The 13313-nt window shown below is 65.0% G+C and carries 13 protein-coding genes; 11 read left to right on the forward strand and 2 right to left on the reverse strand.

Annotation, left to right across the window (positions count from 1 at the left end):
* Nucleotides 1-8 precede the first annotated feature (8 nt).
* Nucleotides 9-1103, forward strand: coding sequence for a substrate-binding domain-containing protein (locus H162_RS0115010; protein WP_020654298.1), 1095 nt, complete (start codon nt 9-11; stop codon nt 1101-1103).
* Nucleotides 1104-1129: 26 nt separating this feature from the next.
* Here the strand turns inward: H162_RS0115010 and H162_RS0115015 are convergent, their stop codons facing one another.
* Nucleotides 1130-1831, reverse strand: coding sequence for a YjjG family noncanonical pyrimidine nucleotidase (locus tag H162_RS0115015; protein ID WP_020654299.1), 702 nt, complete (start codon nt 1829-1831; stop codon nt 1130-1132).
* Nucleotides 1832-1923: 92 nt separating this feature from the next.
* Nucleotides 1924-3189, reverse strand: a complete 1266-nt coding sequence (gene lplT, locus H162_RS0115020; protein WP_026354667.1) for a lysophospholipid transporter LplT — start codon at nt 3187-3189, stop codon at nt 1924-1926.
* Between the two features lie 128 nt (nt 3190-3317).
* Between lplT and alr the strand changes: the two genes are divergently transcribed.
* The 10 genes from alr (at nt 3318) to phoR (ending at nt 13221) form a co-directional block, all read left to right on the forward strand.
* Entirely contained in the window at nt 3318-4424 is a 1107-nt protein-coding gene (alr, locus tag H162_RS0115025) for an alanine racemase (RefSeq protein WP_020654301.1), read from the forward strand.
* Nucleotides 4417-5793 (forward strand): DNA repair protein RadA, encoded by a 1377-nt coding sequence (gene radA, locus H162_RS0115030; protein WP_020654302.1) that lies wholly within the window; start codon nt 4417-4419, stop codon nt 5791-5793. The genes alr and radA overlap by 8 nt, the downstream gene beginning before the upstream one ends.
* A gap of 60 nt (nt 5794-5853) precedes the next feature.
* Entirely contained in the window at nt 5854-6174 is a 321-nt protein-coding gene (locus H162_RS0115035) for a PilZ domain-containing protein (protein ID WP_156885627.1), read from the forward strand.
* A gap of 491 nt (nt 6175-6665) precedes the next feature.
* Nucleotides 6666-7703, forward strand: a complete 1038-nt coding sequence (gene pstS / locus H162_RS0115045) for a phosphate ABC transporter substrate-binding protein PstS (protein WP_020654305.1) — start codon at nt 6666-6668, stop codon at nt 7701-7703.
* A 98-nt stretch (nt 7704-7801) separates the two neighbouring features.
* Nucleotides 7802-8806: a phosphate ABC transporter permease subunit PstC gene (gene pstC / locus H162_RS0115050; RefSeq protein ID WP_020654306.1), complete on the forward strand. Its 1005-nt coding sequence runs from the start codon at nt 7802-7804 to the stop codon at nt 8804-8806.
* Between the two features lies 1 nt (nt 8807).
* Nucleotides 8808-9668 carry a phosphate ABC transporter permease PstA gene (pstA, locus tag H162_RS30980; RefSeq protein ID WP_020654307.1) on the forward strand — a complete coding sequence of 287 codons (861 nt, stop codon included), beginning with the start codon at nt 8808-8810 and terminating at the stop codon, nt 9666-9668.
* 18 nt (nt 9669-9686) lie between these two features.
* On the forward strand, nt 9687-10481 hold the full coding sequence (gene pstB / locus H162_RS0115060; protein WP_040787498.1) for a phosphate ABC transporter ATP-binding protein PstB: 795 nt from the start codon (nt 9687-9689) through the stop codon (nt 10479-10481).
* 38 nt (nt 10482-10519) lie between these two features.
* A complete protein-coding gene (gene phoU / locus H162_RS0115065; protein WP_020654309.1) occupies nt 10520-11218 on the forward strand; it encodes a phosphate signaling complex protein PhoU in 699 nt (232 codons plus the stop codon).
* Between the two features lie 2 nt (nt 11219-11220).
* On the forward strand, nt 11221-11907 hold the full coding sequence (locus tag H162_RS0115070; protein WP_020654310.1) for a response regulator: 687 nt from the start codon (nt 11221-11223) through the stop codon (nt 11905-11907).
* A 21-nt stretch (nt 11908-11928) separates the two neighbouring features.
* Nucleotides 11929-13221, forward strand: coding sequence for a phosphate regulon sensor histidine kinase PhoR (gene phoR / locus H162_RS0115075; RefSeq protein WP_020654311.1), 1293 nt, complete (start codon nt 11929-11931; stop codon nt 13219-13221).
* Nucleotides 13222-13313 lie beyond the last annotated feature (92 nt).

Consider the following 13313-nt stretch of genomic DNA (forward strand, 5'->3'; position numbering starts at 1 on the left):
AATTGCATATGTTGCATGTCAATCTCTCCTATACCTTCACCCGTTCGGCGGGCCTCAGGACGCAGCTCGACAACCCGCTGTTTGACATCCTTGCCGCCATCCATGCATGCGGATCGGTGGCCCAGGCGGCGGCCCAGCTGAAGCTGTCCTACCGCCATGTGTGGGGAGAATTGAAGAAGTGGGAAGCGACACTGGAGTCGGAACTGATCCTCTGGGAGAGGGGCAAGCGTGCGCGCCTGTCGCCGTTCGGGGAGAAGCTGCTGTTCGCGGAACGGCGGGCGAAGATGCGCGTGCTGCCGCAGATGGACAATCTCATCGCCGAGATGGAGCGCGAGTTCGCGCTGGCCTTCGATCCGCATGCGCATGTCATTCCGATGTGCGCCAGCCACGACATGGCCCTGCCGCGCCTGAAGGAATTCATGGCCAGGGACGCCAGGCTGTACCTCGACCTGCAGTTCCGGGGCAGCCTGGAGTGCATCGAGGCCCTGTCCCGGGGCCAATGCCTACTGGCAGGATTTCATGTGAGCGAGGACCGTGCGCCGGGCAGCCTGACCCAGAAGGCCTTCAAGGCGATGCTCAAGCCCGGCCGGCACAAGCTGATCAATTTCGTGGGCAGGCAGCAGGGCCTGATGCTCGCCCCCGGCAACCCCAGGCGGATCGAGAGCGTGCAGGACCTGAAGCGCGCCGATGTCCGCTTCGTCAACCGCCAGGTCAATTCGGGAACCCGGCTCGAGATCGAGCAGCTGCTCGCGGAAGCATCGATCGCGCCTTCCAGCGTCAACGGCTTCGAGACCGCGGAACCGACCCACCTCGCGGTGGCGGCCGCCGTCGCCTCGGGACTGGCCGACGTCGGATTCGGGATTCGCGCGGCGGCCGCCGAATTCGGGCTCGAGTTCATCCCGATCATGCGCGAGCAGTATTACTTCGTCTGCCTGAAAGAGGCGGTCGACCAGCCGCCGATCAGCAAGCTGCGCGAGCTGCTCAGGCGCAGCGAGTGGCAGGGCCTGATCAGGGACCTGCCGGGGTATGACATCGCCGGCGCCGGGAATGTGATTCCGCTGAGGCAGGCGTTTCCGTGGTATTCGTTCCGGACGCCGAAGTGAAGGGCTGGCGCATGCCTGGCCGCCGCTCAGGCCAGCGCCAGGGCTCTCAGCGATGGAAGGATGTCGTGCAGGCTGCCGACTTCGCAGGTGGGAATCGCCTGTGATTCATTGGCCAGGCGCTCGGGATTGAACCAGCAGCTTTCGATGCCGAACCGGTTCGCGCCGAGGATGTCCGCATCCAGCCGGTCTCCGACGATGATGGTCTCGCCCTTGGCGAAGGAGCGCGCCATCCTGGCGGTGTAGTCGAAGAACCGGCTGTCCGGCTTGGCGAAGCCGCAGGCCTCCGAGGTCGATACGAAGGAAAGGTGGTCGCGCAGCCCCGAGCTGGCGATGCGCCGGTTCTGGATATGCTCGACGCCGTTCGTGATGATGCCGACCTCGCCGATTTCAGCCAGGGTCTCGCAGAGGCGCTCGGCGCCATCGATAAGGACGACGGTCTCCGCCAGGGACTCGAGATACAGGTCGCTGGCGGCCTGCGGATCGAGGTCGATGCCGTTTTCCACGAAGGTCTTGCGGAACCGCTCCACCTTCAGGAAGTCCTTGGAAACGGCTCCCGTCTCGAAGCGCCTCCAGAGTTCCAGGTTGATCGCCTGGTACTGCACGAACAGCCCGTCCATGCCGTCGCGAAGACCCAGTTCCTGCATCGTCCTTGCGAAAGAGCGCCTTTCGGAAGCCTTGAAGTCGAGCAGGGTGTCGTCCAGGTCGAAGAGGAATAATCGATGCTTCACTGTTTCTCATCCGGGAGTGCATGATCCAACTTGCATCATAGCACTGGCGGACAATGCGCGCCCCAGCCCGGGCGAGGCGGCCGGCGCGCCGCTCAGTGCTTGTGCTCGCCGATCAGCCCCAGCGAATCGTGCTCGCGCTGGTTGGCCGCGTGCTGGCGCTGGATCAGGAACATGATGCCGGCCACGGACAGGCCGAAGATGACGATGATGATGTCGAGGTCGAGGTTCATCGTGATCATGATCGCGTACACGGCGAGCATGGTCAGGATCGACAGGTTCTCGTTGAAGTTCTGGACCGCGATCGAGTGGCCCGCGCTCATCAGGACGTGGCCGCGGTGCTGCAGCAGCGCGTTCATCGGCACCACGAAGAAGCCCGACAGGAAGCCGATCAGGGCCAGCAGCGGGTAGGCCAGGTTCACCGACTTCACGAACACCATGCCGGTGACGACCAGGCCCATGATGATGCCGAGCGGGATCACGGTCAGCGACTTGCGCAGCGGGATCATGCGCGCCGCCATGACCGCGCCCAGCGCCACGCCGATGGCGACCACGCCGATCAGGTTGGTGGCTTTGTCGAGCGGCATGTGCAGCGAGCGCTCGGCCCACTTCAGGACGATGAACTGCAGGGTCGCGCCGGCGCCCCAGAACAGGGTGGTCACGGCCAGCGAGATCTGGCCCAGCTTGTCGCGCCACAGGGTGGCCGAGCAATTGGCGAAATCGGCGATCAGCTTGGCCGGATTGCGCTCCTGGTGCTCGTAGCGCGCCCCGGTATCCGGAATACGCAGGTTGAACAGGGCTGCCAGGATATACACGGCGACCACGGCGGCCATCGCGGCTTCGCTGCTGGTGTCGATGCCGGTGTCGATGCCCGGCAGCAGGTCGAAGCCGAGCAGGAAGGTGCTGCCGCGCTCGCTGACCAGGGTGCCGCCGGCAACCGTGCCGAGGATGATCGACATCACGGTCAGGCCTTCGATCCAGCCGTTGGCCGGCACCAGCTTCTCGGGCGGCAGCAGTTCGGTCAGGATGCCGTACTTGGCAGGGGAATACACGGCGGCGCCGAAGCCGACCACCGCATAGGAGAGCAGGGGATGCACGGTGAAGAACATCAGCGCGCAGCCGAATACCTTGATCATGTTCGCGATGAACATGACGCGGCCCTTGGGCAGCGAATCGGCGAAGGCGCCCACGAAGGCGGCCAGCAGGACATAGAACAGCACGAATGACAGCTTCAGCAGCGGGGTGAGCGAAGCCGGGGCGTTCATCGACGTCAGCAGATCGATCGCGACAAACAAAAGCGCATTATCTGCCAGCGACGAGAAGAACTGCGCCGCCATGATGGTATAAAAACCACGGTTCATTCGAAAAGAGTAAGAGCTGGTCCGAGTTGCTTTATACCATGAAAGCCCTCTGCGCCAAAGAAACAAAAAGCGCCCGAGCCTGCTCTCCGGTAAAATGGACCCTTTCGCAGAAAGCCGATTTTTCGACCATGCCACGCCCGCTTTGCGCCACCATCCACATCGATTCGATGCAGCACAACCTGGACCGCGCGCGCACCTGCGCCCCGCACTCGAAGATCTGGGCGGTGGTCAAGGCCAATGCCTACGGGCACGGCCTGGAACACGCGCTGCGCGGCTTCGCCACGGCCGATGGCCTGGCCCTGATCGAGACCGACAACGCGCTGCGCCTGCGCCAGATGGGCTGGATCAAGCCGATTCTGTTGCTGGAAGGCATTTTCGACGTTTCCGACGTGCCGCTGCTGGCCGAGCATAATATCAATAGCACGGTGCACTGCATCGAGCAGATCAGGATGCTCGAATATACCCAGCTGTACCGCCCGATCGACGTGCACCTGAAGATGAACACCGGGATGAACCGGCTCGGCTTCCAGCCGGACGAGTATGCGGCCGCCTACAAGCGCCTGCGCGCCATCCCGGGCATCCGCAACATCACCCACATGACCCACTTCGCCAACGCGGACGAGCTGGAGCACCCGCGCCTGGCGATCGCGGAGCAGGTGCGGCGCTTCCGCCAGGGAGCGGACGGGCTGGCGGGCGAGCGCAGCCTGTCGAATTCCGGCGGCGTGCTGCACCAGGCCGAACTCGTCGGCGAGCTGTCGAACGACTGGGTACGCCCCGGCATCATGCTGTACGGCGGCACCCCGGGCGGACGCACCGCGTTGGAGTACGGCCTGCGCCCGACCATGACCCTGCGTTCCGAGGTCATCGGCATCCAGGAGATCCTGGAGGGCGACACGGTCGGCTACGGCAGCCGCTTCGAGGCCTCGGCGCCGATGAAGGTCGGGGTGGTGGCCTGCGGCTATGCCGACGGCTATCCGCGCCATGCGCCGCACGGCACCCCGGTGATCGTCGACGGCGTGCGCACCGCCCTGGTCGGCCGGGTCTCGATGGACATGATGACGGTCGACCTCACGGCCATTCCGAACGCCCGCGTGGGCAGCAAGGTCACCCTGTGGGGCGATGGCCTGCCGATCGACGAGGTGGCGCAGGCCGCCGGCACCATCGGCTATGAACTGATGTGCGCACTGGCGCAGCGGGTGCGCGTGTGCGAAGGAAGGCTGGGAACGAATGGCTAAGTCGAAGACGAATTTCACCTGCAGCGAGTGCGGCGCGATCGCCACCCGCTGGACCGGCCAGTGCGCCGATTGCAAGGCCTGGAACACGATGGTCGAGACGGTGGTTGAGGCGCCCGGCGTGAACCGGATGTCCCAGACCCAGCACAGGAGCCTGGCGCAGACCGCGCCGGTGCTCTCGCTCGCGGATATCGAGGCGATCGACGTGCCGCGCTTCGGCACCGGGATCGAGGAATTCGACCGCGTGCTGGGCGGCGGCCTGGTGGCGGGCGGCGTGGTGCTGATCGGCGGCGATCCGGGCATCGGCAAGTCGACCCTGCTGCTGCAGGCGCTGGCCAACCTGGCGGCGACCCGCAACACTTTATATGTGAGCGGCGAGGAATCCGGCGCCCAGATCGCGCTGCGCGCGCGCCGCCTGGCGGTCGAGGCGAAGGAGCTGAAGCTGCAGGCCGAGATCCAGCTTGAGAAGATCCTCGGCACCCTGGCCGACCTGAAGCCCGAGGTCGCCGTGATCGACTCGATCCAGACCCTGTATTCCGACGCACTGACCTCGGCGCCCGGTTCGGTGGCCCAGGTGCGCGAGTGCGCGGCCCAGCTGACCCGGGTGGCCAAGCAGACCGGCATCACCATCATCCTGGTCGGCCACGTCACGAAAGAGGGCGCCCTGGCCGGCCCGCGCGTGCTCGAGCACATCGTCGACACCGTGCTGTACTTCGAGGGCGACACCCAGTCCAGCTTCCGCCTGGTGCGGGCGATCAAGAACCGCTTCGGCGCCGTCAACGAGCTGGGCGTGTTCGCGATGACCGAAAAGGGCCTGAAGGGGGTGTCGAACCCGTCGGCGCTGTTCCTGTCCCAGCACGACAGCCAGGTGCCGGGGTCCTGCGTGATGGTGACCCAGGAGGGCACGCGCCCGCTGCTGGTCGAGATCCAGGCGCTGGTCGACGCCAGCCACCTGCCGAACGCGCGCCGCCTCTCGGTCGGCCTGGAGCAGAACCGCCTGGCGATGCTGCTGGCGGTGCTGCACCGGCACGCCGGCATCGCCGCCTTCGACCAGGACGTGTTCATCAATGCGGTGGGCGGGGTCAAGATCACCGAACCGGCCGCCGACCTGGCCGTGCTGCTGGCGATTAACTCATCGATGCGCAACAAGCCGCTGCCGCGCGGTCTGGTGGTGTTCGGCGAAGTCGGCCTGGCCGGCGAGATCCGCCCGGCGCCGCGCGGCCAGGAGCGCCTGCGCGAGGCGGCCAAGCTGGGCTTCTCGATCGCCGTGATCCCGAAGGCCAATGTTCCCAAGCAAAAGATCGAAGGCATGACCATCGTCGCGGTCGAGCGCATCGACGAAGCCTTCACGAAGTTGCGGGAACTTGACTGACAGCATGGTGAGGGCCAACATCCTATAATAGGGCCTGGTCCATTTTCATGTTGGTATAGCGTGTTGGCAGAACAAAGGAAGTCGGTCCGCAAGGTGTTGCGGACCAGGGCAATGCTGGCCATGGAGGGTGAAGCGCCCATCCTTGGCAAGACGACGGATGTGGGCGCCAATGGCGTCAGCATCAGCGTTCCGGCGCCGCTGATTGTCGGGCAGGCGGGGCAGGTCACTTTCGACCTCATGGTCGACGGGAAGTTCACGACCATCAGTGCGCGCGCCAAGGCGCTGTATTGCATCTTCAGCAATGGCGAGTTCAAGATCGGATTCCAGTTCCTCCATCTCGAGCTGTCCGCCGTGACGGCGCTGGCGCGTTACCTGCGCTGAGCGCACACCGGCTGCGCATACGAAAAACGGCGATTCCCGCGAGGGCCGCCGTTTTGTCGTTATTACCCGGTAAAGCCGGGTTAGCACTATTCGTGATAGTGATCGTGCAAATGTTCTGAGCCTCCGCGGATCTCCTGGAAGATTTCGAAGGCCACGAGACCCGCCAAGCCGGTGAGGATCCCGAATACCATCATGTTGAACATAACCGCAAACGCCTTTCAGCATTCCCTCCATGTAAGGTTAAGGTACCCACTTTTAGGTTAGCAGAATACGCTCTATTTACAAGGTGAATTGCTGTGTAGACAACTTCTCACTTGTGTCATTTTTCTCTTGGAAAGTCTGCCCGCACCCGGGCACGTGTGCGCTTGCCACGATGTCATCTTCATGTCACATTGCCGAAATATGTCATGAACCTGTCATATTCGATCAGTAGACTGCGCAGCATCGTCACCGGGGGATAGTCCCCAGCTTTCACTCCATGAGGATCTGATATGCGCATGAAGCACCTGTTCGTTTCCATCGCCGTTGCCGCCTCCGCGCTGGCCGCCGGCGCCCACGCCGCCAACATCACCGGCGCCGGCGCGACCTTCCCATACCCGATCTACGCCAAGTGGGCTGAAATGTACAAGGGCGCCACCGGCAATGGGCTGAACTACCAGTCGGTCGGCTCGGGTGCGGGCATCAAGCAGATCAAGGCCAGGACCGTCGACTTTGGCGCCTCCGACATGCCGCTGCCGGCCAGCGAGCTGGATGCGGCCGGGCTGTTCCAGTTCCCGGCCATCATGGGCGGCGTGGTGCCGGTCGTGAACCTGGACGGCATCGCTCCGGGCCAGATGAAGCTGACCGGCGCCGTCATCGCCGACATCTACCTCGGCAAGATCACCAAGTGGAATGCGCCGCAGATCGCCGCCCTGAACCCGGGCGTGAAGCTGCCGGCCGCCGACATCACCGTCGTGCGCCGCGCCGACAGCTCGGGCACCTCCTTCCTGTGGACCGATTTCCTGTCCAAGACCAGCCCGGAATGGAAGACCAAGGTCGGCGCCGGCACCACCGTGAAGTGGGCGGTGGGCGTGGGCGGCAAGGGCAACGAGGGCGTGGCCGCCAACGTGCAGCGCATCAAGGGCGGCATCGGCTACGTCGAGTGGGCCTATGCCAAGAAGAACAGGATGGCGCACACCCAGCTGCAGAACAAGGACGGGGCCTTCCTGCAGCCGGACGACGAGGCCTTCAAGGCCGCCGCCGCCGGCGCCAACTGGTCGGGCACCCCGGGCTTCGCCGTGGTGCTGACCGACCAGCCGGGCAAGGCCAGCTGGCCGGTCACCGGCGCCTCCTACATCCTGGTGCACAAGTCCCAGGCCGACGCCGCGAAGGGCAAGGAAGTCCTGAAATTCTTCGACTGGGCGTACAAGAACGGCGATGCCGCCGCGACCGAACTGGACTACGTGCCGATGCCCGACGCGGTCACCAAGCTGGTGCAGGATGCATGGCGCGCCCACATGAAAGACGCGAGCGGCAAGGCGCTCTGGTAATCCCCATCCACCTGCCATCCGAGCGGGCCGGTCATGCCGGCCCGCTCGTTCGCCAGCGAAATTGACAAAAATATATGAGCGTTCATCCACCTGTCGCCATGCACGAGCTGCCCGAACAGGCCGCTGCCCGCGAGGCCGAAGTCTTCGAGTCGGCCGCCCTGCGCAACACCATGCGTGTCCAGCGGCTCCAGGACTTCTTCTTCCATAAAATTACGCTGCTGTTCGCGGCCTCGGTGCTGCTGGTGCTGGTCGGAATCATCATCTCGCTGGTCATCGGCGCGGCGCCGGCCTTCCAGGAATTCGGCGCCCGCTTCGTCTCGCGCGTCGAATGGGATCCGGTCGGTGACCAGTTCGGCGCCATGATCGCGATCTGGGGCACGCTCGCCACCTCGCTGATCGCGCTCGCGGTCGCGTTCCCGATCAGCTTCGGCATCGCCCTGTTCCTCACCGAGATCTGCCCGGTCTGGCTGCGCCGCCCGCTGGGCACCGCGGTCGAACTGCTGGCCGGCGTGCCGTCGATCATCTACGGCATGTGGGGCCTGTTCGTGTTCGCGCCGCTGTTCGCCGACCATGTCCAGCCGCTGCTGAAGAGCACGCTGGGCCAGCTGCCGGTGATCGGCCAGCTGTTCCAGGGCCCGACCATGGGCATCGGCATCCTGACCGCCGGCCTGATCCTGGCCGTGATGATCATCCCCTTCATCGCATCGGTGATGCGCGACGTGTTCGAGATCGTTCCGACCGTCCTCAAGGAATCGGCGTACGGCCTGGGCTGCACCAAGTGGGAAGTGGTGGGCAAGGTGGTGCTGCCGTACACCCGCAACGGCGTGGTCGGCGGCGTCATGCTGGGACTGGGCCGCGCGCTGGGCGAGACCATGGCCGTGACCTTCGTGATCGGGAATGCCCACGACCTGTCGTGGTCGCTGTTCTCGGCCGGTAACTCGATCTCCTCGACCCTGGCCAATGAATTCGCCGAGGCCGCCAGCCCGCTGCACGTGTCCTCGCTGTTCGCGCTGGCCCTGATCCTGTTCGCGATCACCTTCATCGTGCTGTCGGCCGCCAAGCTGATGCTGCTCGGTATGACCCGCAAGGAAGGCACCAAATAACATGAACACCATCGTCAAGAATCCGGTCTACCGCAAGCGCCTGCTGGCGCACCGCATCGGCATCGTCCTGTCCGTGATCGCCATGGGCATCGGCCTGGGCTTCCTGCTGTGGATCCTGGCCACCCTGCTGATCAACGGCCTGGGCGCGCTGTCGGGCGCCCTGTTCAGCGCCGACACCCCGGCGCCGGGCAGCCCGGGCGGCGGCCTGCGCAACGCCATCGTCGGCAGCCTGATGATGGTCGGCCTGTCGACCCTGGTCAGCACCCCGGTCGGCATCCTGGCCGGCATCTACCTGGCCGAATACGGCGAGAACAACCGGTTCGCCCAGGTCACCCGCTTCGTGACCGACATCATGCTGTCGGCCCCGTCGATCGTGATCGGCCTGTTCGTGTACGCCATCTATGTCGCCAACGTCCAGCACTTCTCCGGCTATGCCGGTTCGATCGCGCTGTCGCTGATCGCGGTGCCGGTCGTGGTGCGCACCACCGACAACATGCTGCGCCTGGTGCCCAACAGCCTGCTCGAAGCGGCCTTCGCCCTCGGCGCGCCGCGCTGGAAGGTGGCGACGCTGGTGCGCCTGCGCGCCGTCAAGGCGGGTGTCGTGACCGGCGTGCTGCTGGCCGTGGCCCGCGTTTCGGGCGAAACCGCGCCGCTGCTGTTCACCGCGCTGAACAACCAGTTCTTCAGCGCCGACATGAACGCGCCGCTGGCCAACCTGCCGGTCGTGATCTACCAGTTCGCGATGAGCCCGTACGACGACTGGCGTTCGCTGGCCTGGGGCGGCGCGTTGCTGGTGACCTTTACCGTGCTGCTGCTGAACATCCTCTCGCGGACCGTGTTCAGCCAAAAGACTCCGCGTTAATTTATCCTGATAAAAGCGATGACCCAACCTATGCCACACCTGGCCCCGACCGCCGCCAAGAGCAAGACGATCGAGATCTCCGGCCTGAACTTCTTTTACGGTAAAACGCAGAGCCTGAAAAACGTCAGCCTGGATATCCACGACAAGCAGGTGACGGCCTTCATCGGTCCGTCGGGCTGCGGCAAGTCGACCCTGCTGCGCACGCTGAACCGCATGTATGACCTGTACCCGGGCCAGCGCGCCGAAGGGTCGATCATGTACCGCGGCCGTAACATCCTGGAGCCTGGTGTCGACGTCAACATGCTGCGCGCCAAGGTCGGCATGGTGTTCCAGAAGCCGACCCCGTTCCCGATGTCGATCTACGACAACATCGCCTTCGGCGTGCGCCTGTACGAGAACCTGTCGAAGGGCGAGATGGACGAGCGCGTCGAATGGGCGCTGAAGAAGGCGGCGCTGTGGGAAGAAGCCAAGGACAAGCTGGCCAAGAGCGGCCTGTCGCTGTCGGGCGGCCAGCAGCAGCGCCTGTGCATCGCGCGCGGCGTCGCCGTCAAGCCGGACGTGCTGCTGCTCGACGAACCGACCTCGGCGCTGGACCCGATCTCGACCGCCAAGATCGAGGAACTGATCAGCGAGCTGAAGCAGGATTACACGATCACCATCGTGACCCACAACATGCAGCAGGCGGCGCGCTGTTCAGATTACACTGCATACATGTACCTGGGGGAACTCGTCGAGTTCGGCGAGACCGACCAGATCTTCATGAAGCCGGCGCGCAAGGAAACCCAGGATTACATCACCGGCCGTTTCGGCTGATCCCGAAACAAGAATACCTACGACTTACGGAGAGCAGTATGACAGGCGAGCATTCATCCAAACAGTACGACCAGGAACTGGAAGCGATCCGCTCCAAGGTCTTGCTGATGGGCGGCATGGTGGAAACCCAGTTCGACGAGGCGCTCGAGTGCTTCCGGGTCGGCGACGCCGACCGTGCCGACCGCGTGATCGCCGAGGACCAGGCTGTCAACCAGCTGGAAGTCTCGCTCGACGACGCGTGCAGCCACCTGATCGTGCGCCGCCAGCCGACCGCGAACGACTTGCGCACCGTGATGGCGACCATCAAGGTGATCACCGACCTCGAGCGCATCGGCGACGAGGCCGCCAAGATCGCGCGTACCTCGAAGAGCCTGCACGAGCGCGGCGCCATCGGCTTCGCCCACTACGACATGGTGCGCACCATCGCCAAGGCCACCTGCGAGCAGCTGCACGACGCGCTGGACTCGTTCGCGCGCCTCGACGGCAAGCGGGCGCTGCAGCTGATCGCGGCCGACGAAGTGGTCGACCACGAGTTCCGCACCATCATGCGCACCATGGTGACCTTCATGATGGAAGACCCGCGCACGATCTCGTCGGCGCTGGACACGCTGTGGGTCGCCAAGGCGATCGAGCGCATCGGCGACCACGCCAAGAACATCGCCGAATACGTCATCTACGTGGCCGAAGGCCGTGACATCCGCCACATGAAGGCGGTGGCGGACCAGGCGGCGACCTGAGCATGGCGGACAACATTACCGTCCTTGTCGTCGAGGACGAGCCGGCGATCGTCGAGCTGGTCACGTATTCGCTGCGCGAGGCGGGCTGGGAGATCCGCAGTGCGGAAACGGCGGGCGCGGCCTGGGACAGCATCAGCCGGGGCAAGCCCGACCTGGTGCTGCTGGACTGGATGCTGCCCGACCAGAGCGGCCTGCGCCTGCTGTCGCGCCTGCGCGCCGACCGCGATTTCCAGGATATCCCGGTCATCATGCTGACCGCCAAGAGCATGGAAGAGGACAAGATCGCCGGCCTGAACAATGGCGCCGACGACTACGTCACCAAGCCGTTCTCGCCGCGCGAACTGCTGGCCCGCTCGCGCGCGCTGCTGCGCCGCAAGAGCCCGCACCTGGCCGAGGCGCCGCTGCGCGCGGGCACGGTCACGCTCGACCCGAACAGCTGCACTGTCGCGGTGGAAGGACAGCAGATCGAGATCGGCAACGCCGAGTACAAGCTGCTCAAGTACCTGATGGCGCACCGCGAGCGCGTGTTCTCGCGCGCCCAGCTGCTCGACAAGGTCTGGGGCGACCATGCGGTGATCGAGGAGCGCACGGTGGACGTGCACGTGCTGCGGCTGCGCAAGGCGCTGAAGAGCGCCGATGGGCTGATCCGCACGGTGCGCAGCGTCGGCTACATGCTGTCCGAAAAATAACAGTTCTTTTCAAAAGACGCGATGAATCCCAAACTGTTGTTCTGGGTGCCGGCGGTGTTGCGCCTGGGCCTGGTGTTCGCGGCTGCCGGCGTGGTGTGGTGGCTGTTCGGCGTGGTGGCAGGGCTGGCGTTCGCGCTGCTCGGCACGGTGGCGGCGCTGTTCGTGCAGCTGTCCTACCTGCACCAGCTGGGCGAGTGGCTGCATCATCCGCACAGCACCCGCTTGCCGGACGGGTGGGGCGCCTGGACCGACGTGTTCGCCCGCCTGTACCGGCTGCGGCGCGAGGACGAGCGCAACCAGACCGAGCTGACCGAATGGCTGGCCCGGTTCCGCCAGGCCATGCACCTGCTGCCGGAAGGCGTGGCCATCATGGACGACGTCCTGTTCCTCGAGTGGTGCAACCCGGCGGCCGAGCGCCACCTGGGGCTGACGATGGAGCGCGACAAGGGGCTGCGCGTCACCAACCTGGTGCGCCATCCCGACTTCATCGACTACATCATCCTGGGGCGCTACGAGCAGCCGCTGACCCTGTCGTTCCGCGGCCGCAAGCTCGAATGCACCATCATCCCGTTCGAGAACCGGCGCCAGATCCTGGTGACCCACGACGCCACCGATACCGAGCGCGTCGAAGCGATGCGGCGCGACTTCATCGCCAACGCCTCGCACGAGCTGCGCACGCCGCTGACGGTGATCGTCGGCTTCCTCGAGATCGCCATGTCCGATCCGGGACTGGACGTCAGCACGCGCACGAGCCACCTGAGGCTGATGACCGAGCAGGCCCAGCGCATGCAGCGCCTGATCCAGGACATGCTGACCCTGTCGCGGCTGGAGTCGGACGAGTTCCCGCTCAAGCGCGAGCGGGTCGACGTGAAGGCGATGGTGGAGTCGGTGGCGGCCGAAGCGCGCGCGCTGTCGGGCGGCCGCCATGACATCCAGGTCGAGGTCGATGGTCCGGACGTGATGGGCAGCATGGAAGAGTTGCGCAGCGCCTTCGCCAACCTGGCCTCGAACGCGGTGCGTTACTCGCCGGAGGGCGGGACGATCCGCCTGAGCTGGACGCGTGGCGCCAACGACCTGCGGTTCCAGGTGACGGACAGCGGCATCGGCATCGAGCCGACCCACATCCCGCGCCTGACCGAGCGCTTCTACCGCGTCGACAAGAGCCGTTCGCGCGAGACGCAGGGCACGGGTCTCGGCCTGGCGATCGTCAAGCACGTCCTGCTGCGCCACGGCGGCCGCCTGTCGATCAGCTCGACGCCAGGCAAGGGCAGCACCTTCACGGCCTCGTTGCCCAACACCTCGCTGCCCGGCTAAGCCTGGGGGTCAGAGTCGAATTACTGAGCAATTACTCACCCAATAAATAGGGTCAGAGTCGAATTACCGGCAACACCGCGAGTGTTGTCAAA

Source organism: Massilia niastensis DSM 21313, from assembly GCF_000382345.1.
GTDB lineage: Bacteria > Pseudomonadota > Gammaproteobacteria > Burkholderiales > Burkholderiaceae_D > Telluria > Telluria niastensis.

What these genes read in the sequence shown, in the direction of transcription:
- alr (WP_020654301.1), top strand. Translation starts at nt 3,318, where the DNA reads ATGCCACGCCCGCTTTGCGCCACCATCCACATCGATTCGATGCAGCAC.
- lplT (WP_026354667.1), bottom strand. Translation starts at nt 3,189, where the DNA reads ATGAACCGTGGTTTTTATACCATCATGGCGGCGCAGTTCTTCTCGTCG.
- radA (WP_020654302.1), top strand. Translation starts at nt 4,417, where the DNA reads ATGGCTAAGTCGAAGACGAATTTCACCTGCAGCGAGTGCGGCGCGATC.
- pstC (WP_020654306.1), top strand. Translation starts at nt 7,802, where the DNA reads ATGCACGAGCTGCCCGAACAGGCCGCTGCCCGCGAGGCCGAAGTCTTC.
- H162_RS0115010 (WP_020654298.1), top strand. Translation starts at nt 9, where the DNA reads ATGTTGCATGTCAATCTCTCCTATACCTTCACCCGTTCGGCGGGCCTC.
- pstA (WP_020654307.1), top strand. Translation starts at nt 8,808, where the DNA reads ATGAACACCATCGTCAAGAATCCGGTCTACCGCAAGCGCCTGCTGGCG.
- pstB (WP_040787498.1), top strand. Translation starts at nt 9,687, where the DNA reads ATGACCCAACCTATGCCACACCTGGCCCCGACCGCCGCCAAGAGCAAG.
- phoR (WP_020654311.1), top strand. Translation starts at nt 11,929, where the DNA reads ATGAATCCCAAACTGTTGTTCTGGGTGCCGGCGGTGTTGCGCCTGGGC.
- H162_RS0115070 (WP_020654310.1), top strand. Translation starts at nt 11,221, where the DNA reads ATGGCGGACAACATTACCGTCCTTGTCGTCGAGGACGAGCCGGCGATC.
- phoU (WP_020654309.1), top strand. Translation starts at nt 10,520, where the DNA reads ATGACAGGCGAGCATTCATCCAAACAGTACGACCAGGAACTGGAAGCG.
- pstS (WP_020654305.1), top strand. Translation starts at nt 6,666, where the DNA reads ATGCGCATGAAGCACCTGTTCGTTTCCATCGCCGTTGCCGCCTCCGCG.